19 protein-coding genes and 1 riboswitch are annotated in these 19803 nt (G+C 69.0%); of the genes, 9 read left to right on the top strand and 10 right to left on the bottom strand.

The window, feature by feature from the left end; translation table 11 throughout:
• Window positions 1–22 precede the first annotated feature (22 nt).
• A complete protein-coding gene (locus FBY22_RS40710) occupies window positions 23–889 on the bottom strand; it encodes a GNAT family N-acetyltransferase (RefSeq protein WP_142153539.1) in 867 nt (288 codons plus the stop codon).
• Between the two features lie 190 nt (window positions 890–1079).
• On the opposite strand from FBY22_RS40710, the gene FBY22_RS40705 reads away from it, so the two are divergent.
• Window positions 1080–1712, top strand: a complete 633-nt coding sequence (locus FBY22_RS40705) for an HAD family phosphatase (protein WP_142153537.1) — start codon at window positions 1080–1082, stop codon at window positions 1710–1712.
• 19 nt (window positions 1713–1731) lie between these two features.
• Here the strand turns inward: FBY22_RS40705 and FBY22_RS40700 are convergent, their stop codons facing one another.
• The 5 genes from FBY22_RS40700 to FBY22_RS40680 form a co-directional block, all read right to left on the bottom strand.
• Window positions 1732–2214 carry an NUDIX domain-containing protein gene (locus FBY22_RS40700; RefSeq protein WP_142153535.1) on the bottom strand — a complete coding sequence of 161 codons (483 nt, stop codon included), beginning with the start codon at window positions 2212–2214 and terminating at the stop codon, window positions 1732–1734.
• A gap of 99 nt (window positions 2215–2313) precedes the next feature.
• A complete protein-coding gene (locus tag FBY22_RS40695) occupies window positions 2314–3219 on the bottom strand; it encodes a LysR family transcriptional regulator (RefSeq protein ID WP_142153534.1) in 906 nt (301 codons plus the stop codon).
• A 228-nt stretch (window positions 3220–3447) separates the two neighbouring features.
• Window positions 3448–4599 (bottom strand): cystathionine gamma-lyase, encoded by a 1152-nt coding sequence (locus tag FBY22_RS40690; protein WP_142153532.1) that lies wholly within the window; start codon window positions 4597–4599, stop codon window positions 3448–3450.
• On the bottom strand, window positions 4596–5087 hold the full coding sequence (locus tag FBY22_RS40685; protein WP_142153530.1) for a low molecular weight protein-tyrosine-phosphatase: 492 nt from the start codon (window positions 5085–5087) through the stop codon (window positions 4596–4598). The genes FBY22_RS40690 and FBY22_RS40685 overlap by 4 nt, the downstream gene beginning before the upstream one ends.
• Before the next feature lie 7 nt (window positions 5088–5094).
• The gene (locus FBY22_RS40680; protein WP_142153528.1) at window positions 5095–5472 is read right to left on the bottom strand and encodes a phage holin family protein; all 378 of its coding nucleotides are present in this window, start codon (window positions 5470–5472) and stop codon (window positions 5095–5097) included.
• A 59-nt stretch (window positions 5473–5531) separates the two neighbouring features.
• Here FBY22_RS40680 and FBY22_RS40675 point away from each other — a divergent pair, with 59 nt between their 5' ends.
• The 4 genes from FBY22_RS40675 (at window position 5532) to FBY22_RS40660 (ending at window position 7945) form a co-directional block, all read left to right on the top strand.
• Window positions 5532–5849, top strand: coding sequence for a cupin domain-containing protein (locus tag FBY22_RS40675; protein WP_142153526.1), 318 nt, complete (start codon window positions 5532–5534; stop codon window positions 5847–5849).
• Window positions 5850–6028: 179 nt separating this feature from the next.
• A complete protein-coding gene (locus FBY22_RS40670) occupies window positions 6029–6241 on the top strand; it encodes a DUF5326 family protein (protein ID WP_142153524.1) in 213 nt (70 codons plus the stop codon).
• Between the two features lie 433 nt (window positions 6242–6674).
• Window positions 6675–7409: an IclR family transcriptional regulator gene (locus FBY22_RS40665; protein WP_260845412.1), complete on the top strand. Its 735-nt coding sequence runs from the start codon at window positions 6675–6677 to the stop codon at window positions 7407–7409.
• A gap of 98 nt (window positions 7410–7507) precedes the next feature.
• On the top strand, window positions 7508–7945 hold the full coding sequence (locus tag FBY22_RS40660) for an SsgA family sporulation/cell division regulator (protein WP_142153520.1): 438 nt from the start codon (window positions 7508–7510) through the stop codon (window positions 7943–7945).
• A 142-nt stretch (window positions 7946–8087) separates the two neighbouring features.
• On the opposite strand, the gene FBY22_RS40655 is transcribed toward FBY22_RS40660, so the two are convergent.
• On the bottom strand, window positions 8088–9584 hold the full coding sequence (locus FBY22_RS40655) for a YibE/F family protein (RefSeq protein WP_142153518.1): 1497 nt from the start codon (window positions 9582–9584) through the stop codon (window positions 8088–8090).
• Window positions 9585–9655: 71 nt separating this feature from the next.
• Window positions 9656–9845, top strand: a riboswitch (TPP riboswitch).
• Here FBY22_RS40655 and thiC point away from each other — a divergent pair.
• Window positions 9838–11649, top strand: coding sequence for a phosphomethylpyrimidine synthase ThiC (gene thiC, locus FBY22_RS40650; protein WP_142153516.1), 1812 nt, complete (start codon window positions 9838–9840; stop codon window positions 11647–11649). It overlaps the preceding riboswitch by 8 nt.
• A gap of 185 nt (window positions 11650–11834) precedes the next feature.
• Here thiC and FBY22_RS40645 read toward each other — a convergent pair whose 3' ends face one another.
• The 3 genes from FBY22_RS40645 to FBY22_RS40635 form a co-directional block, all read right to left on the bottom strand.
• Window positions 11835–12704, bottom strand: a complete 870-nt coding sequence (locus FBY22_RS40645; protein ID WP_142153514.1) for a hypothetical protein — start codon at window positions 12702–12704, stop codon at window positions 11835–11837.
• A gap of 191 nt (window positions 12705–12895) precedes the next feature.
• Window positions 12896–13972 (bottom strand): metallophosphoesterase, encoded by a 1077-nt coding sequence (locus FBY22_RS40640; RefSeq protein WP_142153512.1) that lies wholly within the window; start codon window positions 13970–13972, stop codon window positions 12896–12898.
• Between the two features lie 200 nt (window positions 13973–14172).
• A complete protein-coding gene (locus FBY22_RS40635; protein ID WP_142153510.1) occupies window positions 14173–15285 on the bottom strand; it encodes a LacI family DNA-binding transcriptional regulator in 1113 nt (370 codons plus the stop codon).
• A gap of 418 nt (window positions 15286–15703) precedes the next feature.
• Here FBY22_RS40635 and hisC point away from each other — a divergent pair, with 418 nt between their 5' ends.
• The 3 genes from hisC (at window position 15704) to cydB (ending at window position 19772) form a co-directional block, all read left to right on the top strand.
• Window positions 15704–16783 carry a histidinol-phosphate transaminase gene (gene hisC, locus FBY22_RS40630; RefSeq protein ID WP_142153508.1) on the top strand — a complete coding sequence of 360 codons (1080 nt, stop codon included), beginning with the start codon at window positions 15704–15706 and terminating at the stop codon, window positions 16781–16783.
• 457 nt (window positions 16784–17240) lie between these two features.
• A complete protein-coding gene (locus FBY22_RS40625) occupies window positions 17241–18749 on the top strand; it encodes a cytochrome ubiquinol oxidase subunit I (RefSeq protein WP_142153506.1) in 1509 nt (502 codons plus the stop codon).
• 18 nt (window positions 18750–18767) lie between these two features.
• Complete coding sequence (cydB, locus tag FBY22_RS40620) at window positions 18768–19772, top strand: cytochrome d ubiquinol oxidase subunit II (protein WP_142153504.1); 1005 nt, start codon at window positions 18768–18770, stop codon at window positions 19770–19772.
• Window positions 19773–19803: the final 31 nt, after the last annotated feature.

Below are 19803 nucleotides of genomic sequence, written 5' to 3'. Positions count from 1 at the left end.
CCCTATGCCGAGCGGCGGGACCTCAGCCCGCCGCGACCGTCAGAGGAGCGAAGCGCCTGGTCCAGTCACCGGGGAGCTCCGGGACCCGGTGGGTCATCACCGAGTTGAAGGCGACGGAGGCCAGCCCCCGTTCCTTCGCCCAGGACAGCAGTTCCTCGTGCCGTACGTCGATGTCGGTCCGCAGGGGGCGGTCGCTGAGAACCGCGAGAGAGGTGATGAGGGCCTTCGCCGTCGCCGTGTCGCGCGCGATCAGCGGACCGACGACATGGGTGTCCATGTTGGGCCACGCGGCCGCGTATCCGATGAGCCGGCCGTTCTCCTCGGCGACCCGCAGATGGTCGGCGAAGGCGGGAAGCCGGGCGATGACATGAGTGCGGTCGGTGCCGAAGACCTCCGCGTCCAGCCTGAGGACGGCCGTGAGGTCCTCCGCGGTCGCGGCGCGCGTGACGGCATTGGGCTCGGCCCCGTCGGGAACGAACCGTCCTCGCAGCATCTCGGCGCGGCCCGTCACCTTGAAGCCGAGCTCCTCGTAGAGCGGACGGCCGTTCGGCGTCGCGTGCAGGGTGAGCGGGGTGGTGCCCGTCGTCGAGACGATGTGCCGCATCAGGTGCCGTCCGACGCCCTGGCGGGCATGCCGTTCGGCGACCAGCACCATGCCGATGGCCAGGAGGTCCGGGCGGTCCGGCCGTCCGTACTCGGTGACGACGCAGGCGCTGACGAGGCCGCCGCCGGGGTCGTCGACGCCGTACCCCTTCCCGGCCGTGAGGAGGAGGCCCCACTTGTGCTCCTCGCGTGGCCACCCCCGGTCCTCGGACAGGTCGGCGCAGGCGGCGAGATCGCGGAGCGTCAGACGGCGGATGGGCAGGGAGATGAGGGGAGGCGTCGGCACGCAGGTCAGGCTGTCCGACCGTTGCCCTCGCCGTCCACCTCTTTCCGGTGGGACGAGGAAGCTTTTGGCCATGTCGTGGCCAACTGCACAGGACGCCGACAGCTGCTGTTCGTTTCACGTGAAACACCGGCACGGTGGATTGGAGCGCGGCCATCGGGCGTACACCACCCGGCGATTAGCCTCGTGCCTCATGGCGAGACTTCATCTCTTCGACCTGGACGGCACGTTGCTGCGTGGCACGACGTCGCCTGTGGAGATCTCACGGCAGCTGGGACTGGAAGCCGAGGCCCTGGCGCTCGACGAGGCGATCTCGGCGGGGCTGATAGGGCCACCGGAGTACGCCGCCCAGGTCCACGCTCTCTGGTCCGGGCTGACCGAGGCCCATGTGACGGCGGCTTTCGACGGGGCCCCGTGGCTGGAGCGGATCAGGGAGGTCTGGGAGGAGATCCGCCGGCAGGGCGGATACTGCGCCGTCGTGTCGCTGTCGCCGTCGTTCTTCGTGGAGAAGCTCCTCGGCTGGGGTGCCCACCCCGCGCACGGGTCGCGCTTTCCCGCTGTGCCGTTCACCGAGCCGGTGGACCCGACCGGGGTACTCAGCGCTGCGGCCAAAGTCGAGATCGCCGACCGGCTGTGCGCCGAGTTCGGAGTGGCGCGGGCCGACTGCGTCGCCTATGGGGACTCCCTGTCCGACAGGGACCTGTTCGGCGCGGTGCCGGTTTCCGTGGCGGTCAACGCGGACAGCCATCTGTCAGGTCTCGCAACCCACTCCTACCTGGGCGGCGATCTGTGGGAGGCGTATGAGCTGGTGCGCCATGACCGGTAGCTGACCCGTCGGCGGCGGCTCAGCCCAGGTCCGGGGCGTGCATGGCGCGCACGCCCTCGATGTTGCCGTCCAGATAGTGCCGCAGCGACAGCGGCACGAGATGGACGGAGGCGATCCCGACCCGGGTGAACGGCACGCGGACGATCTCGTACTCGCCGGCGGGCTCCTCGACCTCGGGCCCGTGCCGCAGGTTCGGGTCCATGGACTCCAGACGGCAGACGAAGAAGTGCTGCACCTTCACACCGGTCGCGCCGCCGTCCTCGCCGATGTGCTCGACGGTGTCGACGAAACAGGGCACCACGTCGGTGATCTTCGCGCCGAGCTCCTCGTACACCTCGCGGTGCAGGGCGTCGACGACGGTCGTGTCTGTGGGCTCGACGCCGCCACCGGGAGTCACCCAGTAGGGATCTACGCCGGGCTTCGTGCGCTTGATGAGGATCAGGGCGTCGCCGTCCAGCAGAACGGCACGGGCGGTGCGCTTGACCACGGGTCGGACGGTCATGGGGGGAATGTGGCCCGGATGGTTCCACGTGAAACATCGCAAGTCGTCACCGGACGAGCTCACCGTGTGACGGCCGCGGCGAACAGCGAAAATCGCAGGTCAGCACCAGTCGGTCGCTGCCCCCAGCAGCCATTCGTGTGCCCGTGCGATGTGCGGCATCGCGAGCGTGCCGGTCCGCACCACGAGGAAGTACGTCCGCAGTGGAGGCACCGCGGGATCGTGCAGGGCGACGAGCTGTCCCCGCTCCACCGCGTTCGCGCACAGATAGCGGGGCAGTACCGCGAGACCGGCACCCGCGACGGCACACGCGAGGACCGCGCGCAGGTCGGGGACGATGACGGTCCCCGGGGCGGCCGGCCGGGAGTCGAAGACGGCGGCCCAGTAGCGCGAGACGAAGGGCAGCGACTCGTGCACCTCGATCACGGGGACGTCTTCGAGGGCGGGTGCGCCCCTGCGGCGGGGTTTCAAGCGGCCGATCTTCTCGGCCCGCGCCGCGGAGGCGACCAGGACATGCTCCTCGTCGCAGAGCGGAGTCGCCGTGAGCAGGGCGCCGCGCGGACGGGCCGTACTGATGGCCAGATCATGATGCCCGGCGGCGAGCCCCTCCAGGGTCTCCTCGGCGTTCCCGAAGGAGGCGCGCAGCGCGAAACCCTGGCCGTCCTCGCCGGTCAGTTCGGTGAGGGCGGGCAGCGCGCGTTCCGCGGTGAACTCGGGGGGACCGGCGAGATGCAGGGTCCGTAAGGAGGACTCGTCGTCGAGGCCGGTCTCCGCGATCTCCACCAGGGCGTCGAGGTGCGGGGCGGCCTTGTGCGCGAGCTCGTCCCCGACGGTCGTCGGGGTCACTCCGCGGGCCTGCCGCAGGAACAGGGGGCGGCCCAGCTGCCGCTCCAGTGTGCGTATCTGGGAGGTCACGGCCGGCTGTGACAGGCCGAGCAGGGCCGCGGCTCGGGTGAAGGAGCCGGCCCGGTGCACCGTGACGAACGTGCGCAGCAAGGCCAGATCCATGGTCCGCCTTCCCCTTTCCCCGCCCTTCCTCCGACCCCGGGCAGGGCCCAACTATAAATAAGTCGATAGGTCTCTGTCGCTACTGTGATTGGACACTGACAGAGAGTCAACTAGCCTTGGTCGCGCGGTTCTTCGCGCGCGGAACCGAGGGCGGTCCGAGCCACGAGGGGGGAGGCTCGGATCGCCCGTCATCCACGGTGGGACGCCCGCTCGGCGCCCGTAAGCCGGTCACTCCGCCGACTCCTCCAGAGCCCGCAGGACGTCCGCCACCAGGTCCTCGGGGTCCTCGGCGCCGACCGAGAAGCGGATGAAACCCTCCGGCACCGGATCTCCTCCCCAGCGCCTGCGCCGCTCGGCCGTCGACCGCACGCCGCCGAAGCTCGTCGCGTCGTCCACGAGCCGCAGCGCCTCCAAGAAACGCTCGGCACGCGCGCGCGTGGGCAGCGTGAAGGAGATGACGCACCCGTAGCGGCGCATCTGCTGGGCGGCGACCTTGTGCGAGGGGTCGTCGGGCAGCCCGGGATAGCGCAGCCCGCTGATCTCGGGCCGCTCCCGCAGCACCTCGGCGAGCGTGAGGGCCGTCGCGCACTGCCGGTCGACCCGCAGCTGGAGCGTGGCGATCGAACGGTGTGCGAGCCAGGCCTCCATGGGCCCCGGGATCGCGCCGACGATCTTGCGCCAGCGGCGTACCGCCGCCATGGCCTCGGCGTCGCGCCCGACGACGTAGCCGAGCAGGACGTCCCCGTGCCCGGTGAGCTGCTTGGTGCCGCTGGCCACGGCGAAGTCCGCGCCCAGCTCAAGCGGACGCTGCCCCAGGGGCGTCGCGAGGGTGTTGTCGACGGCCACGAGCGCACCACGCGTGTGTGCCGCCTCGGTGAGCCGCCGGATGTCGCACACGTCCAGCCCCGGGTTGGACGGCGTCTCGATCCACAGCAGCTTCGCGCCGTCGAGGACGTCGAGCTGGGCGTCGTTCCCCGTCGGGGCGGTGCGCACCTCGACGCCGTACGCCTCCAGCTGGGCGCGGACCATGGGCAGCACCTGGTAGCCGTCGGTGGGCAGTACGACGGCGTCCCCGGCGCTCACCTGGGAGAACAGCACCGCCGAGATGGCGGCCATGCCCGATGCGAAGGTGAGCGTCTCCACGTCCGTCCGGCCGGGTGCCTCCAGTTCGCCGATGGCGCGTTCCAGCAGCGTCCAGGTGGGGTTGTCGTCGCGGCCGTAGGTGTACGGGCCGCTGACGTCGCCCGGCAGGTGGAAGTGGGCGGCGAACACCGGCCCGGGCAGGGTCGGCTCGTTCTTGACCGTCTCGGGCAGTCCCGCCCGCACCGCGCGCGTGCCGTCACCCTCGCCCGAAGGCCTGCCCGTTGCGGAACCACTCATGCCGCCCGTCCCTCCACCTGCTCGCGTACCGCGTCGAGGAGACCCTCGCTCGCCCTCTCCACCATCTCAAGGCACTCCTCGAAGCCTTCCACGCCCCCGTAGTACGGGTCGGGCACGTCCAGGTCGTCGCCCGCGGCGGGGTCGTACGAACGCAGCAGCCGCACCTTCGCCGCGTCCTCCGGGGACGGCGCGAGCCGGCGCAGGGCCTTGAGATGGCCGGCGTCGAGGGCGATGACCAGGTCCAGGCGGGCGAACCACGAGGGCTGGAACTGACGGGCGATGTGGGCGCCGTCGTAGCCGTTCGCGCGAAGGACGGAGACGGTGCGCGGGTCGGCTCCGTCACCCTCGTGCCAGCCGCCGGTGCCCGCGCTGTCCACCTCGACCAGGCCGTCGAGCCCGGCCTCCCGCAGGTGGGCGCGGAAGACGGACTCGGCCATCGGGGAGCGGCAGATGTTGCCGGTGCAGACGAAGCAGACGCGGTAGCTCATCGTCCGCTCAGTCCTCGTCCGGCAGGACGACGTGCAGCGCCCAGGAGACGATCGAGATGATCAGACCGCCGAGGACCGCGGTCCAGAAGCCCTCGACGTGGAAGCTCAGGTCGAGCTTGTCGGCCAGCCACGAGGTCAGCAGCAGCATCAGGGCGTTGACGACGAGCGTGAACAGACCGAGCGTCAGGATGACGAACGGCAGGGACAGCAGCTTCACGATCGGCTTGACCAGCCAGTTCACCAGGCCGAAGAGCAGGGCGACGAGGATCAGCGTCCAGGCCTTCTTGCCGGTGCTGTCACCGGTAAGGGTGATCTTGTCCAGCAGCCACACCGCGACCGCCAGGGCGCCCGCGTTGGCGATCGTCTTGACTAGGAAATTCTTCATGTGTCTGATCGTGGCAGACCAGATCGGCTACGAGTACGGGGACGAGGACGACAACCGCGATGAAGGCATTCCGGCTGGACGAACTGGAGGCGGAACGCGCCGCCAACGACGGCGCCTACCTGCAGTTTCTGCGGGAACGGAACATGTCCGTCGGCCTGTACGCGCTGAACGCCGGCGAGCATGATCCACAGAAGCCGCACAACCAGGACGAGGTCTACTTCGTTGTGAGCGGCCGCGCCGCCGTCACCGTCGGCCTGGAGACGACCCAGGTGGCGCGCGGCAGCGTGATCTACGTGCCGGCCGGTGTCGCCCACAAGTTCCACCACATCAGCGAGGACCTCAGGGTGCTCGTGGTGTTCTCTCCGCCGGAAAGCTGAGCCGCGGCCTCGGGGTTCCCTAGGGGTTCGATCAGGGGAGGGCAAGGGATGCGAAGCCCCCGGCGGGCCCCCTCACGGCCCTAGCATCGATGGCAGGACAGAAGAAGGATCCGGCACAGAGCCCCGGGTCACCGACGGACCCGGCATAAGCGACGGGCGGAGAGACAAGGACGAGAGCAATGGGAGAGATCTTCTCGGGACTGCCCTGGTGGGTGAAGTGGATCGCGGTGCCGGTCATCGCCCTGGTCGTGTTCGGCGGCCTGATCGCCACGGTCGTCGGCTTCGTCATCGGGCTGCTTTTCAAGGCGCTGGTCTTCGTGGCGCTCGTCGGTGGACTGATCTACGTCGTACGGAAGTTCACATCGAGCTCCACGTCGCGCAGCGACTGGTGAGGGCCGTGGGAGACCGGTGACCGGTAACGGGAATCACCGGTTCCCTCGGGGGAGGGAAGTTTCCCGGGCAGACCGTCCGCAAGCGGTGGCGGGCGATTAGAGTCCGGAACTCGTCGCGGGAACGACCCCGGTGAGCGGCGCATCCCTCCCCGTGTTACCCCACAGCACGGGCCGCCCCCTTGTGCTTCTGGAGTGACCCTTGGCCACCGTAGACACCGCACTCACCTCCCCCCACGCACCACCGACCCCGGCGCCCCCCGCCACACCCCGTCTCCGGCCCCCGGAACAGCCCGGCCCAGGAACGCGCCCCGGAACGCAGGAACGCGCGGCCGGGGCCCCGGCGCCGTCACGCGCCTCTTCCGCGGCAGCGAGGTCGTCGCACACCACGCGGCCGCCCACGCCCCCTGCCGCGCAGCCGCAGGCCGCGACCCTCATCGGTTCCGTCCAGCGCGCGATGAGACTGCTGGAATGCGTCGCGGGGCACGCGCACGGAGCCCCCGCCAAGCAGCTCGCCCGCGAGACCGGACTGGCGCTGCCGACGGCGTACCACCTGCTGCGCACCCTGGTGCACGAGGGCTATCTGCGCAGGGACAAGGGCCTGTTCTTCCTCGGCGAGGCGGCCGAGCGGCTCGGCCGCAGCGGAGCCCAGCAGAAACGTCGCAGCACGATCATGGACGCGCTCGCCGGATTCCGCGACGCGATCGGCGTTCCCGTGTACTACGCCGTGTACCAGGAAGGCGAGATCGAGATCAGGTGCGTCTCCGACACCCCGGGCAATCCGGCGGTCGAGGAATGGGCGGACTTCCGCGAGACCGGACACGCCCACGCGATCGGGCAGTGCCTGCTGTCCCAGCTGGACGAGCAGGGCCGCCGCGATCACCTTGAGCGCCACCCCGTGCAGCCCGTCACCCCGTACACGGTGCCCGACGGCCGCGCCCTGCTGCGCCGGCTCGAGCGGACCCCGCGGATGGAGACGGTGACGGAGCGGCAGGAGTACGCGCTGGGGACGGTCTGCGCGGCCATCCCCATCACCCTGGGGACGACGGCCGCCACGATGGCCATCTCCCTGCCGTGCCATCAGGCAGACCGTCTGCTGCCGGTGGCGCGGCAGCTGCAGAGCGAGATCGGGCGTCTGCTGGGGTCTCTCGCCATCTCTATCAGTATGTGAAAACTCACTCCTTGTGATCTGCCGTGTACTTTCAGCAATATTTCACCTGTGTCAGGGGATGATTCCCGGCCAGACGGCTACAAATTACGGGGTAGGCGATGCGCGAGTCGGTACAGGCAGAGGTCATGATGAGCTTCCTCGTCTCCGAGGAGCTCTCTTTCCGTATTCCGGTGGAGCTGCGTTACGAGTCCTGTGATCCCTATGCCGTGCGGCTGACCTTCCATCTCCCGGGCGACGACCCGGTGACCTGGGCTTTCGGCCGGGAATTGCTGATCGACGGGGTCGGCAGGCCGTCCGGCGACGGGGACGTGCGGGTCTCGCCCGTCGAACCGGAGTCGCTCGGCGATGTCCTGATCCGGCTTCAGGTCGGCTGCGACCAGGCGCTGTTCCGTTCGTCCACCGCCCCGCTCATCGCCTTCCTCGACCGCACCGACAAGCTCGTGCCGTTGGGCCAGGAGGGTGCGCTCGCCGACTTCGACGCCCATCTCGACGAGGCGCTGGACCGGATCCTGGCGGAGGAGCAGAGCGCGGGCTGAGGCCGGCGGGGCCGCGGAGTCGGCGGACCACCTCGGCGCGGGGCACGGAAGACGCAGGAACGCTTCTCTCGCGGGTGTGAGCCGCCCCGGGCAGAACCATTGCTGCGCCTTCGGGCTTCGACACCCGCGGCGCCACCCGGGCTCAGTGCTTGCGCCGCCGTCCCTTCCCCGAGCGCGCCGGTGCCGAAGACGCCTGCGCCGCCATGGCGGCCTCCGGCCGGTCGGCCGAGACCACCAGCGCCGCCAGCAGCGTGGTGACCGGCACCGAGGCGACCAGGCCGATCGAGCCCACCAGCGTGCGCACGATCTCCTCGGCCACGAGTTCGCTGTTGGCGACCGTCCCCACACTGCTCTGCGCGATGGAGAAGAGCAGCAGCAACGGCAGCGCGGCGCCCGCGTAGGCGAGGACGAGGGTGTTGACGACGGAGGCGATGTGGTCGCGTCCGATGCGGATGCCGGCCCGGTACAGCCCGCGCCAGCCCATGGCCGGGTTGGCCTCGTGCAGTTCCCAGACGGCCGAGGTCTGGGTGACGGTGACGTCGTCGAGGACGCCGAGCGAGCCGATGATGACGCCGGCGAGCAGCAGACCGCTCATGTCGATCGACGGGTACAGGCCGTGGATGAGACCGGTGTTGTCGTCGGTGTTGCCGGTCAGTGCGGCCCAGCCGATGAACTGCGAGCCGAGGATGCCGATCAGCACCAGGGAGATCAGGGTGCCGAGCACGGCGACGGAGGTGCGGGCGGACAGACCGTGGCACATGTACAGGGCGATCAGCATGATGGCGCTCGCCCCGACGACCGCCACGACCAGGGGATTCGAGCCCTGAAGGATCGCGGGCAGGATGAAGAAGTTCAGGATCAGGAAGCTGATGGCGAGTGCGACCAGCGCCATGACGCCCCGCATGCGTCCGACGATCACGACGGCGACGGCGAAGAGCCCGGCGAGGAGTGCCATCGGGAAGCGCCGGTTGACGTCGCTCACCGAGTACTGCAGGTTCTTCGGCGCCGAGGGCTCGTAGGCGACCACGACCTTCTCGCCCTGGTGCAGTTGCCGGGACTGGTCCGGCTGCACGATCTCGACGAACGTACGGCCCTTGTCGTGGCCGGTGTCGACGCGGACGGTGGCCTTCTTGCAGGTGCCCTTGTCCTCCTGCTGGGCGGAGGTGCCACCGGCGGCCGAGGTGGCCCCGGCCGAGCCCCCGCCGGAGGCGTTGACGGACTTGCAGCTGACCTCGACGACCCTGGTGACCGTCGCCTGCTGGGACTGCCGGTCGAAGCCCACCCCGGTCCGCTCGTGCGCCGGTGCCCCGCCGGGCCACAGCACCGCGAGCCCGACCACCACGGCCGCGGCGAAGGGGATGAGGATCGCCCCGATGACCTTGCGCAGATGCCGGGAGACGGGGGCCGCCGGCCCATGGCTGTGGCTGTGCCCGTGACCGCCACCGGAGCCGTGCCCTTGGCCGACGTCGTGTTCGGGGTCACCGGACACATGCCGGTGCGCGTGCTGCTCATGGCCACCGGAGGAGTGCCCGTGCGCGTGCTGCTCACGGCCCCCGTGGGGACCGTGGGCATCGCCGCTTACGGAGCCGGACCGGCGGGGCTGCTCCGGCGGATACGAGGGCTGCTGCGTCGTGGTCACCGCCCGATCATCGCAAGAACGACAGAGGCCCCCTGTTCACCGCGCCAGAAATGACGCTAGCGTGGAGGCACCTTTGCACACGCGGGAGCTCGGAGCACCGGGCTGAGAGGGCGCTGACCTCCGTCCCAGCGATGTTTCACGTGGAACATCACCGAAGTCGAGTGATGTTCCCCACGAAATGTCGGCAGACGGAAACCGCTGCGTCGACCGCCGAACCTGTTACCGGGTAATGCCGGCGTAGGGAGTAGGTCTCATGACCAACAAGGACGACGTACGCACGCCTGCCTCCAGCGAGGACGAGCAGCCCGCTGAGGGCGCATCGTCCCAGGAGGCCGGGAAGTCCATCGGCTGGCACAAGGCATACGTCGAGGGCTCACGCCCCGATGTGCGGGTTGCCGTCCGTCAGGTGCACCTCACCAACGGGCAGTCGGTCACGCTGTACGACACATCCGGCCCGTACACCGATCCACTCGTCGACACCGATGTCCGCAGGGGTCTGCCACCGCTTCGGGAGAACTGGATCATCTCCCGTGGAGACACCGAGGAGTACGCGGGTCGCCCGGTCCGTCCCGAGGACGACGGGATCAAGCACACCGCGCCCCGCGGCGGTCTGCGCAACCTCGACGCGGTCTTCCCGGGACGGCCGCGCCTGCCACGCCGCGGTCGCGGCGGCGAGGCGGTCACCCAACTCGCCTATGCGCGCCGGGGCGAGATCACCCCGGAGATGGAATACGTGGCCGTCCGGGAGAACGTCTCCCCGGAGGTCGTCCGTGAGGAGATCGCGGCGGGCAGGGCCGTACTGCCCGCCAACGTCAACCACCCGGAGATCGAGCCGATGATCATCGGCAAGCGTTTCCTGGTGAAGGTCAACGCCAACATCGGCAACTCGGCGGTAACGTCCTCCATCGAGGAGGAGGTCGAGAAGATGACCTGGGCGACCCGCTGGGGCGCCGACACGGTCATGGATCTCTCCACGGGACGCAACATCCACACCACGCGTGAGTGGGTGCTGCGCAACTCCCCCGTCCCCATCGGCACGGTGCCGCTCTACCAGGCACTGGAGAAGGTGGACGGCCGTGCCGAGGAGCTGACCTGGGAGATCTACAAGGACACGGTCATCGAACAGGCCGAGCAGGGCGTGGACTACATGACGGTCCACGCGGGCGTCCGCCTCCCGTACGTCCCGCTCACCGCCAACCGCAAGACCGGCATCGTCTCGCGCGGTGGTTCGATCATGGCCGCGTGGTGCCTCGCGCACCACAAGGAATCGTTCCTCTACGAGAACTTCGAGGAACTGTGCGAGATCCTCGCCGCCTACGACGTCACGTACTCACTCGGCGACGGCCTCCGGCCCGGCTCGATCGCGGACGCCAACGACGAGGCCCAGTTCGCGGAGTTGCGCACGCTCGGGGAACTCAACACGATCGCCAAGCGTTTCAACGTACAGACCATGATCGAGGGCCCGGGACACGTCCCGATGCACAAGATCAAGGAGAACATCGACCTTCAGCAGGAGATCTGCGATGAGGCTCCGTTCTATACGCTCGGCCCGCTGACCACGGACATCGCCCCGGCGTACGACCACATCACCTCCGGCATCGGTGCCGCGATGATCGCCTGGTGGGGCACGGCCATGCTCTGCTACGTCACCCCCAAGGAACACCTGGGCCTGCCCAACCGCGACGACGTCAAGACCGGCGTCATCACCTACAAGATCGCCGCCCACGCCGCCGACCTCGCCAAGGGCCACCCGGGCGCCCAGGAGTGGGACGACGCCCTGTCCGACGCCCGTTTCGAGTTCCGGTGGGAGGACCAGTTCAACCTCGCCCTGGACCCGGACACGGCACGGGAGTTCCACGACGAGACGCTCCCGGCGGAGCCGGCCAAGACCGCCCACTTCTGCTCGATGTGTGGGCCGAAGTTCTGCTCGATGAAGATCTCCCAGGACATCCGCCGCGAGCACGGCGGTAGCCGGGAGGAGGTCGAGGAGGGCATGGCTCAGAAGTCGAAGGAGTTCGCCGCGGCCGGGAACCGGGTGTATCTGCCGATCGCCGAACAGCCGTAGCCCCGCGGGGCGGCTCGTGCCTCACGGCCGAGGCGTGGGCCGCCCCGTTCCGCGGCGAGGTGCGGCCTCGCCGGCTCGGGCGGCCGCCGACGCGTCTCCATGGCGTCGTCGCAGTCTCGCAGTCGAGGTTCGGCTTGCGCTCCCCCGAAGGGGGTCTTCCTGTGGTGGAGGGCGCAAGCCGAGGCTCACTCCGGCTGGTGTTCGGGGCCTCCGAAGTCCGGGCTGGTGTAGTCCGGGCTCGTGAAGCTCGGCCGGTGGCCGCGCGCCGGTCCGTCGTCCGGGCTGGTGAAGCCCGGGCGGTCGTAACCGAGTTGCGGGATGCGGCTCGTCGGCGCCGAGGGTGTCGTGGTGTTCAGGGCGGCCGCCGCGCCGGGGTCGGCGAGGGCCTCCCGCAGGAACGGCAGGACGCCACGCTCCAGCAGCGCCTCGCGCCAGGCGTCCTTGGCCCGGGCCACCTCTCCGCTCAGTTCTCCGTACGGTCCGGCTTCGAGTGCCGGACGGTTGCGCAGCGCGGTCAGGAGCAGTCCCACTGCGGCCACGAGGATGGCGGCAGCGGTCATCGCGCCGAACACCCAGCCAGCGGTGATCATGGTCTTGCCGAACATCTGTTTGGGGGCGACCGACCTGATGACGTATCCGACGAGCAGGAATATCACCGCGGCCGTTCCGGCGAGGACGGGTGTCAGGACGGCGGCGACGGCGACGGCGCCCGCGCCGGCGGGTTCGACGGCCTCGCCGAGGGTGGCAGCGAGCCCCATCGCGTCCGGGCCCGGCTCCGTGGAGCCCGACGCGCGGGTGGACGACGGGGTGGACGACGCCGGCTGGCGCAGTTCCTCGCGAACCTTCACGTAGTGCTGGTACTCGGTCGCCGCGGCCGCCGTGATGAGTGCGGTGGCGTTCAGCGCCATGGTGCGCAGCTGTTCGGTGTTCAGCCGCTGTCCCACAGCGGCCAGTTCCGGGCGGTTTGGGGCGGAGCGCAGCGCCTCATCGAGGACCCGCTCGTACTCCTGGCGGTCCTCGCTCAGCAGGTGCTGCGGAACGCTGTTCATGTGCATCCCCCGATGCTCCGTAGGGCTTGGGGCTCGCATGCCAACGAGCCGTCGGGCAGAAACGGAGGGGAGCCTGCTACGGATAAGCCGATGGTAGAGCCGGGACGGCACACGTCGACAGGGGGTTTCCGGAAATTGGGCCCTGGCCTGCGCCGTTCATCGCGGCTCCGTCGTCGGGGCGCCTGCCCTGTGAACGCTCAGATATCCAGCGGAAGTTGCCGGACCAGCAGCTTTCCGGCCATGGTCACCCCGCCGTCCATCGCGATGGCCAGGCCTTCCGCGTAGACGTGGGGTCCCTCGACCACGGGGCCCGCGTCGTCCTCGCCGTCCTCGGAGCCGACCTCACCCAGGAGATAGGGGATGGGGCTGTGACCGTGAACGACACGGGTGCCGCCGTACGTATCCAGCAGGGAGCGTGCGGCGTCCGCGCCGCCTTCGTCGCGGAAGGAGAAGCGCTTGGTGAACTTGCGGAACAGGTCCCAGCATTCGTCGGCGTCGTTGCGGGTGAGGGTCTCGCGGATCGTGTCGTTGACCGCCTCGATCGAGTCGCCGTAGTCGAGGTAGGCGGTGGTGTCGGAATGCAGGAGCAGATAGCCGTCGACCTCCTCGACGGCGTCGAGGCGGGCCATCCACTGCAGGTGATGGTCCTGGAGGCGGTCCATGTCGGTCTTCTGACCGCCGTTCAGCAACCACGCCGCCTGGAAGGTGGCGGTGCCCGCGCCGGAGTTGACGGGGGTGTCGCCGAACCGCTTGGCGCCGAGCAGCAGCAGCTCGTGGTTGCCCATGAGCGCCTTGCAGTAGCCGCCGGCCGCGGCCGCCTCCGCGGACAGCCGCATCACCAGGTCGATGACGCCGATGCCGTCGGGCCCGCGGTCGGTGAAGTCGCCGAGGAACCACAGCCTGGCGGTGCCGGCGCACCAGTTCCCGCCCGCGTCGATCAGCCCCTGCTCCTGGAGCGCGGCCACCAGTTCGTCCAGGTAACCGTGGACGTCGCCGACGACGTAGAGCGGGCCGACGCCGTCGTTCGGCTGCGGCACCGCCTGGCCCGCCGGGTCGACGGGCACCTGGAGCGTGTCACCGCGGTTGATGACGGGCAGGTCGCGCTCGGTCGGTGTGTAGCCCTCGGGATACGTCTCCTCGTGGGGCGGTACGACGTCGCCGGGGTGCGTGCTGTGGCCGTACGGACCGGTCTCGTGGACGTACGCAGGCACCCGGAAGTCGCGCAACGTCGCCGTCCGCTCCGTCTCGGGTCCCTGACCGGCCCCCTGAGTCATCAGACCCCTCCACCATCGCGCCGCATCTGCACCGCTTCGGACTGCCTGGTCGCAGCGGCCCGCGGTGTCGTGGGCCCATCATAGGAATGCGGATCGCGCCATGTGATGACCCAGGGGTGGTGAATCGGCGCAAGAGTCCAGTTCACCGCGGCTTTCGCCCCGATTGGGCAGGGCTTCGACCGCTGCTGACAGCGCTTGTTTCACTCCTCTTCGGGCGAACGCGGCGGGCTCACCGTCGTACGCGGAGCACGTCGTTGCGACGAGGTGCGCACGATCAGTTCCGTCGGTATCACCTGCTCGACCGGTTGGTCCGATTCGACCCCCTCGATCGCGTCGATGAGCAGCTGCACCACCGCCGTGCCGATCCGGCGCGGCTTCAGTGAGAGTGTGGTGATGGGCGGGTCGGTGTTGGCGTACACCCCGGATTCGCTGCAGCAGACCAGAAGCAGGTCGTCCGGTACGCGCAGGCCGTAACGACGGGCGGCGGCGAGCAGATCGGTGCCGTTGGGGTCGAACAGGCCGTAGACGGCGTCCGGGCGGTCCGGGCGGGCCAGCAGCCGGTCGGCGGCGACGGCCCCCGCGCACGGGTCGTGCGCCGGGTAGGCCTCGTACACCGGGTCCTGGCCGACGCGCTCGCACCAGCGCAGGTACGCCGTGGTCGACAGGTGGGTGTACGTGTCCGTCGACGTCCCGGTCAGCAGGCCGATGCGGCGGGCGCCGGCGTCGGCCAGGTGGTCGAGGATGCCGAGTACGGCGGCCTCGTGGTCGTTGTCGACCCACGCGGTGACCGGCAGGGAGCCGGCCGGGCGGCCGTCGGAGACCACCGGTAAACCCTGCCGGACCAGTTCGCTGACCACCGGGTCCTGGTCGGAGGGGTCGATGACGACCGTGCCGTCGAGGGCGACGTTCGACCACACGTCGTGGCGCGAGGTCGCCGGGAGGATCACCAGCGCGTAGCCGCGGGCGAGCGCGGCGGAGGTGGCGGCCCGCGCCATCTCGGCGAAGTACGCGAACTCGGTGAAGGTGAAAGGTTCATCCCCGTACGTCGTCACGGTAAGGCCGATGAGGCCCGACTTGCCGGTACGGAGCGTGCGGGCCGCGGCCGAGGGGCGGTACCCCAGTCTGTCGGCGACCTCGCGGACATGGCGTCGGGTGGCGTCCGGGAGCCTGCCCTTGCCGTTCAGGGCATCGGAGACGGTCGTGATGGAGACTCCGGCGGCGGCGGCGACGTCTCTGATGCCCGCCCGGCCCGGCCGGCTGCCTCGACGTGAGGTTTCCGCGCGACTCACCTGGTGCTTCCCTGCTGCTGTCATGGCGAGCCGATAGTAGGGCTCATGCGGTGGGGTAGGGCGGACGCATATGCACGCGTTGACAGGCACGTTTCTGCAAGGTCAATTGACGCCAACTGCCTTTGAATGCAAGTCAGTTGAACGATCCAATGGCACTACGTGACTTGTCGGCACGCATGAGCCTGCCAAGTCCCCGATGTTTCGAAGAGGTCTCAACTCACCTGCACGGGTGATGCGCGCCAGGGCGCGAGCCACCGGCGCATAGATATATGTGGCCGCGCCCCCTGGATTCGTCTGCCTTCGTGCGCTGTTGCCCGTGATGCCTGTGGGACGGATGAGGTCGGTCCGCACCAGTACGCAGCGGCGGCGAATCCTCATAAGGTGAGGAGTATTGGAAGCCGGCGGCGCGGACGGGCCGCCGGTGGTCGCGAGGAGGACTGCGGTGAGCGAGACGAGCCCCAAGCTGCGAGCCGAGCTGGAGGGGATCCCCACCTACAAGCCGGGCAAGCCCGCCGCGGCCGGTGGGCCGGTGGCCTACAAGCTGTCCTCCAACGAGAACCCCTATCCGCCGCTGCCGGGAGTGATGGAGACGGTGACGGCCGCCGTCTCGACCTTCAACCGCTACCCCGACATGGCCTGCACGGGCCTGATGAACGAGCTCTCCGACCGCTTCGGCGTCCCGCTCTCCCACCTGGCCACGGGCACCGGTTCCGTCGGCGTGGCCCAGCAGCTGATCCAGGCGACCTCAGGCCCGGGCGACGAGGTCATCTACGCCTGGCGGTCCTTCGAGGCGTACCCGATCATCACGCAGATCAGCGGGGCGCGGTCCGTGCAGGTGCCGCTGACGGCCGGCGACGTGCACGACCTGGACGCCATGGCGGACGCCATCACCGACCGCACGCGTCTCGTCTTCGTCTGCAACCCCAACAACCCGACGGGCACGGTCGTACGCCGGGCCGAGCTGGAACGGTTCCTCGACCGGGTGCCGGGCGATGTGCTGGTGGTCCTGGACGAGGCGTACCGCGAGTTCATCCGTGACCCCGAGGTGCCGGACGGCGTGGAGCTGTACCGGAACCGGCCGAACGTGTGCGTGCTGCGCACCTTCTCCAAGGCGTACGGACTCGCGGGACTGCGCGTCGGCTTCGCGATCGCCCACGAGCCGGTGGCGGCGGCGCTGCGCAAGACCGCCGTGCCCTTCGGGGTCAGCCAGCTCGCGCAGGAGGCGGCGATCGCCTCGCTGCGCGCCGAGGACGAACTGCTCGGCCGCGTCGGCTCGCTGGTGTGCGAGCGCACGCGGGTGGCCGACGGGCTGCGGGCCCAGGGCTGGACGGTGCCCGAGTCCCAGGCCAACTTCGTATGGCTGCGGCTGGGGGAGCACACGGTCGCGTTCGCGCAGGCCTGTGAGCAGCACGGTGTGGTGGTCCGGCCGTTCCCCGGCGAGGGTGTGCGGGTGACGGTCGGGGAGACCGAGGCGAACGACATCTTCCTGAAGGTGGCGGAAAACTTCCGCAAGGAGCTGTAGCAGCCGGTCGGTCGGGCCTCCGCTCGACCACGGCTTCCCGGTCGGTCGGGCCTCCGCTCGGCCACCGCCTCCACGGCGGTCGCGCCTCTGCGCGACCGCCGTTTCCGCGTGTACGGGGCCGGCGTCCCGTACGGTTGTCAGCGGGCGTGGGTTTCACGTGAAACCGCGATGCCACGACGGCAGCGCCCCTCGGTTCAACGGCATGTTGAACCGGTCCCCGGCAGGGTGCCACGTGGCCCTGATGCCACCCCCTGATGGCCCCTTCCGCGCACCCTCATGGCCCAGGCGGTCCGCCCTCATGGCCCAAGCGGGACCCCCTTTCGAGCTTCGATACTCAGTGCGTCATAATCGTCTTGTGAATGTGAACGCGTTCACAAGCGTGTCCCGGTTGCTCCGCTGATGTGTGTGACATAAGGGGCAGACTGCCGCTACCACGGCGATGTAAGGAGACTGCGACGTGGATTTGGCTCTGGCGCCGGAGACACTGGCGCGATGGCAGTTCGGCATCACCACCGTCTACCACTTCCTGTTCGTCCCGCTGACGATCTCGCTGGCCGCCCTCACGGCCGGCCTGCAGACCGCGTGGGTACGCACAGACAAGGAGAAGTACCTCAGGGCGACGAAGTTCTGGGGCAAGCTCTTCCTGATCAACATCGCGATGGGTGTGGTCACCGGCATCGTGCAGGAGTTCCAGTTCGGCATGAACTGGTCCGACTACTCGCGGTTCGTCGGTGACATCTTCGGTGCCCCTCTCGCCTTCGAGGCGCTGATCGCCTTCTTCTTCGAGTCGACCTTCATCGGTCTGTGGATCTTCGGCTGGGACAAGCTGCCGAAGAAGATCCATCTGGCCTGTATCTGGATGGTCTCGATCGGCACGATCCTGTCGGCGTACTTCATCCTCGCGGCCAACTCCTGGATGCAGCACCCGGTCGGCTACCGGATCAACAAGGCCAAGGGACGGGCGGAGCTCACCGACTTCTGGGCCGTGCTGACCCAGAACACCGCGCTCAGCCAGGTCTTTCACACGCTGTCCGCGGCGTTCCTGACCGGCGGCGCGTTCATGGTCGGCATCGCCGCGTGGCACCTGTTCCGCAAGAGGCACGTCTCCGTGATGAAGACCTCACTGCGGCTGGGCCTGGTCACGGTCGTCATCGCGGGCCTGCTCACCGCGATCAGCGGTGACACCCTCGGCAAGGTCATGTTCAAGCAGCAGCCGATGAAGATGGCCGCGGCGGAGGCGCTCTGGGACGGTGAGGACTCCGCGCCGTTCTCGATCTTCGCGGTCGGTGACGTCGACAAGGGTCACAACAAGGTGGCCGTAGAGATTCCGGGCCTGCTGTCCTACCTCGCCAACGGTGACTTCGGCTCCCACGTGCCCGGCATCAACGACGTCAACAAGTCCGAGCAGCAGAAGTACGGGCCGGGCGACTACCGCCCCGTCATCCCTGTCACCTACTGGGGCTTCCGCTGGATGATCGGCTTCGGTATGGCGTCCTTCGCCATCGGTGTGGCCGGCCTGTGGCTGACCCGCAAGAAGTTCATGCTGCCGCAGCACCTGAGGGTCGGTGAGGACGAGGTTCCGCACCTGGTCCTGTTCAAGAACAAGGCTCTCAGCCCCAAGCTCGGCAAGCTGTACTGGCTGCTGGCCATCTGGACGCTCGGCTTCCCGCTGATCGCCAACTCCTGGGGCTGGATCTTCACCGAGATGGGCCGGCAGCCGTGGGTCGTCTTCGGTGTCCTGCAGACCCGCAGCGCGGTCTCGCCCGGCGTCGGCCAGGGCGAGGTCCTCACCTCCATGATCGTCCTCACCCTCCTGTACGCCGCTCTCGCCGTCGTCGAGGTCAAGCTGCTCGCCAAGTACGTCAAGGCCGGGCCGCCCGAACTCACCGAGGTCGACCTCAACCCGCCCACGAAGATCGGCGGCGACTCCCGTGACGCCGACAAGCCGATGGCCTTCTCGTACTAGGCCCAGGGAGATCGAGACATGCAACTTCACGACGTCTGGTTCGTCCTCATCGCCGTCCTGTGGACCGGCTACTTCTTCCTGGAGGGCTTCGACTTCGGAGTCGGCATCCTCACCAAGCTGCTCGCCCGTGACCGCGCCGAGAAGCGCGTGCTGATCAACACGATCGGCCCGGTCTGGGACGGCAACGAGGTGTGGCTGCTGACCGCGGGCGGCGCGACCTTCGCCGCCTTCCCCGAGTGGTACGCCACGCTCTTCTCGGGCTTCTACCTGCCGTTGCTGATCATCCTGGTCTGCCTGATCGTCCGGGGTGTCGCCTTCGAGTACCGCGCGAAGCGGCCCGAGGAGAACTGGCAGCGCAACTGGGAGACCGCGATCTTCTGGTCCTCGCTGATCCCCGCCTTCCTGTGGGGTGTGGCCTTCGGCAACATCGTGCGAGGCGTGAAGATCGACAAGAACTTCGAGTACGTCGGCGGCTTCTGGGACCTGCTCAACCCGTACGCCCTGCTCGGCGGCGTCGTCACCCTGACGCTGTTCACCTTCCACGGGGCGGTGTTCACGGTGCTCAAGACGGTCGGGAACATCAGGGAGCGGGCGCGGAAGCTGGCCCTGCAGGTCGGTCTCGTCACCGCCGTTTCGGCGCTGGTCTTCCTGCTGTGGACGCAGGTCGACAGCGGTGACGGCAAGAGCCTGGTCGCGCTGATCGTGGCGGTGGCCGCCCTGGTCGGGGCGCTCGCGGCGAACCAGGCCGGGCGCGAGGGATGGTCGTTCGCACTGTCCGGGGTCACGATCGTGGCCGCGGTGGCGATGCTCTTCCTGTCGCTCTTCCCGAACGTCATGCCGTCGTCCCTGAACGGGGACTGGAGCCTGACGGTCACCAACGCCTCGTCGAGCCCCTACACCCTGAAGATCATGACCTGGTGTGCGGCGGTCGCCACGCCGATCGTGCTGCTCTACCAGGGCTGGACCTACTGGGTGTTCCGCAAGCGGATCGGCACGCAGCACATCGCAGAGGCCGCGCACTGATTCCGGTTTGGGGCATGTTTCACGTGAAACA

It is taken from the genome of Streptomyces sp. SLBN-31, assembly GCF_006715395.1.
Lineage (GTDB): Bacteria > Actinomycetota > Actinomycetes > Streptomycetales > Streptomycetaceae > Streptomyces.
This window is presented reverse-complemented; position numbering and strand designations above follow the sequence as displayed.

Bases quoted from the DNA above. Each gene is read 5' to 3' on its own strand.
- FBY22_RS40705 (WP_142153537.1), top strand. From the start codon at position 1,080: ATGGCGAGACTTCATCTCTTCGACCTGGACGGCACGTTGCTGCGTGGC.
- FBY22_RS40700 (WP_142153535.1), bottom strand. From the start codon at position 2,214: ATGACCGTCCGACCCGTGGTCAAGCGCACCGCCCGTGCCGTTCTGCTG.
- FBY22_RS40695 (WP_142153534.1), bottom strand. From the start codon at position 3,219: ATGGATCTGGCCTTGCTGCGCACGTTCGTCACGGTGCACCGGGCCGGC.
- FBY22_RS40690 (WP_142153532.1), bottom strand. From the start codon at position 4,599: ATGAGTGGTTCCGCAACGGGCAGGCCTTCGGGCGAGGGTGACGGCACG.
- FBY22_RS40685 (WP_142153530.1), bottom strand. From the start codon at position 5,087: ATGAGCTACCGCGTCTGCTTCGTCTGCACCGGCAACATCTGCCGCTCC.
- FBY22_RS40680 (WP_142153528.1), bottom strand. From the start codon at position 5,472: ATGAAGAATTTCCTAGTCAAGACGATCGCCAACGCGGGCGCCCTGGCG.
- FBY22_RS40675 (WP_142153526.1), top strand. From the start codon at position 5,532: ATGAAGGCATTCCGGCTGGACGAACTGGAGGCGGAACGCGCCGCCAAC.
- FBY22_RS40670 (WP_142153524.1), top strand. From the start codon at position 6,029: ATGGGAGAGATCTTCTCGGGACTGCCCTGGTGGGTGAAGTGGATCGCG.
- FBY22_RS40660 (WP_142153520.1), top strand. From the start codon at position 7,508: ATGCGCGAGTCGGTACAGGCAGAGGTCATGATGAGCTTCCTCGTCTCC.
- thiC (WP_142153516.1), top strand. From the start codon at position 9,838: ATGACCAACAAGGACGACGTACGCACGCCTGCCTCCAGCGAGGACGAG.
- FBY22_RS40645 (WP_142153514.1), bottom strand. From the start codon at position 12,704: ATGCACATGAACAGCGTTCCGCAGCACCTGCTGAGCGAGGACCGCCAG.
- FBY22_RS40640 (WP_142153512.1), bottom strand. From the start codon at position 13,972: ATGACTCAGGGGGCCGGTCAGGGACCCGAGACGGAGCGGACGGCGACG.
- FBY22_RS40635 (WP_142153510.1), bottom strand. From the start codon at position 15,285: ATGACAGCAGCAGGGAAGCACCAGGTGAGTCGCGCGGAAACCTCACGT.
- cydB (WP_142153504.1), top strand. From the start codon at position 18,768: ATGCAACTTCACGACGTCTGGTTCGTCCTCATCGCCGTCCTGTGGACC.